This is a genomic window from Methanoregula sp. (assembly GCF_002835825.1).
Taxonomy (GTDB): domain Archaea; phylum Halobacteriota; class Methanomicrobia; order Methanomicrobiales; family Methanospirillaceae; genus Methanoregula.
The window spans coordinates 1-1,560 of record NZ_PIZH01000481.1 but is presented as its reverse complement, the minus strand read 5'-3'; the positions used below and the strand labels follow the sequence as shown (position 1 = coordinate 1,560).

The 1,560-nt window shown below is 55.4% G+C and carries 3 protein-coding genes; all 3 read right to left on the bottom strand.

The genetic code is table 11. The annotated features are described in order from the left end of the window. Positions 1-249: DUF362 domain-containing protein (locus tag CW742_RS12505; protein WP_292420854.1), on the bottom strand; the 249-nt coding region annotated here is incomplete at its 3' end. Positions 250-383: 134 nt separating this feature from the next. Further along, the gene (locus CW742_RS12500; protein WP_292420852.1) at positions 384-872 is read right to left on the bottom strand and encodes a ferritin; all 489 of its coding nucleotides are present in this window, start codon (positions 870-872) and stop codon (positions 384-386) included. Between the two features lie 90 nt (positions 873-962). Further along, the gene (locus CW742_RS12495; protein ID WP_292420850.1) at positions 963-1,427 is read right to left on the bottom strand and encodes a tetratricopeptide repeat protein; all 465 of its coding nucleotides are present in this window, start codon (positions 1,425-1,427) and stop codon (positions 963-965) included. Positions 1,428-1,560: the final 133 nt, after the last annotated feature.

Below are 1,560 nucleotides of genomic sequence, written 5' to 3'. Positions count from 1 at the left end.
GGTGTTTGTATCCGTGAGGAACGGGAGACCTTTGTTCTCCTTCACCTTCTCGACGACCTGCCGCACGTACACCGGGCTGATGAACCCGTCGCTCCCCACCTCCCCGAAATGGAGCTTGATTCCGGTCTTGTCCTGCGGTGCAATGAGATCGGAAAACCCGGCCACATCGAACAGCCGTCGCACTTTCTCCGTGGTCGCTTCCTTATCGGAATACGCACGGAGGCTCGCAAAATACACGGGACTCTTCACGTGAGAACACTCCCCTGCGGGGTATGTTGACAGCCATACCGTATAATCCCGCCGGTTATCCGGACGAAAGAACGAGCGCCCCTGCCCGGATGAAGAAACAATGTGGGTGATGAACGAAAGAAAAAGGAAATGAATTATTCCCGCTTCCCCAGCTGGTGGTCGAGCCAGAAGAGATGCCCGACAACATCGCCAAGGATAGCGATCTGCGAGACGATCTCGCTTGCGTGTTCCTCTTCTTCCACCTGCTCTTTGACAAACCACTGGAGCATCTCGAATGTTGCGTGGTCTTTCTCCTTGATCGCGAGGTCCACGAGGTTGTTAATCATCGCGGTAACCTTCTGCTCGTGAGAAAAGACCTCTTCGAAGACCTTTCCGGCCGAGGCCCACTTTGCCTTCGGGGCTTCGATTGCGTCAAGCGTGACCTTACCGCCGCGTGCAATGATGTAATCGTAGATCTTCATCGCATGGGTCTGCTCTTCCTTTGCCTGGATCCGCATCCACTTTGCAAATCCCTTCATGCTTGCGGTCTCAAAATACGCAGACATTGCCAGGTACAGGTACGCGGAATACATCTCGCGGTTGACCTGCCGGTTTAACGCAGTTTCCATAGACTTCGATAACATGCGGATTCCTCCGTCTGATCGTGACATTGGTTTTCCGTTTGATAATGCTTTCGATAGCCGCAAAAAAGAGCGATGCCTTATCCTGGTGCGCTACCGCTGCTGCCGGATCTTCTTTGCATCCGCGTGCATGTCGAGGATAATTTCGAGTTCGAGTGACTTCCCGTACGCTTCCTGTGCCTCGTCGCTCCGGCCCATCTCGTCAAGGCAGACGCCTTTGATGTACCATGCCGTGACATCGTTCGCGTTCAGGGTCGATGCCCGGGTGCTCGCGGCGAGGGCGTCCTCGATCCGTTCAAGATAGAAAAGGGCAAGCGCTTTCTTGGACCAGGCCTCGGAAAGGTTCTGGTTGATGGCAATCGCCTTGTCGCAGTCTAAAAGACCTTCCTTGTACCTGCCGGACTCGATCAGCGCTGCTGCCCGGAGGAAGAGCCCCTCCGCGTAATTCGGGTCAATGGTGAGCGCCTTGTTGTAGTAGGCGAGCGCCTCCTTGTATTTCGTCCTCTTTGCATAGGAGAGCCCCTTCTTTGCCATCTCGACAGCTTCCTTCAGTGCCATGACGCCCCTCCCCAATCAGTTCCGCCGTTCATCCTCATGCCCCCTCCAGCGTATCGGTAAGAAGATCCCCGAAGATCCGTTTCAGCCCATCCCTTCCGCACTCCCCCTTGTGTGAGTGGGCTGCGGCTCGTGG

Excerpts from the sequence above, each read along its gene's own strand:
- CW742_RS12500 (WP_292420852.1), bottom strand. The coding sequence starts at position 872 with ATGTTATCGAAGTCTATGGAAACTGCGTTAAACCGGCAGGTCAACCGC.
- CW742_RS12495 (WP_292420850.1), bottom strand. The coding sequence starts at position 1,427 with ATGGCACTGAAGGAAGCTGTCGAGATGGCAAAGAAGGGGCTCTCCTAT.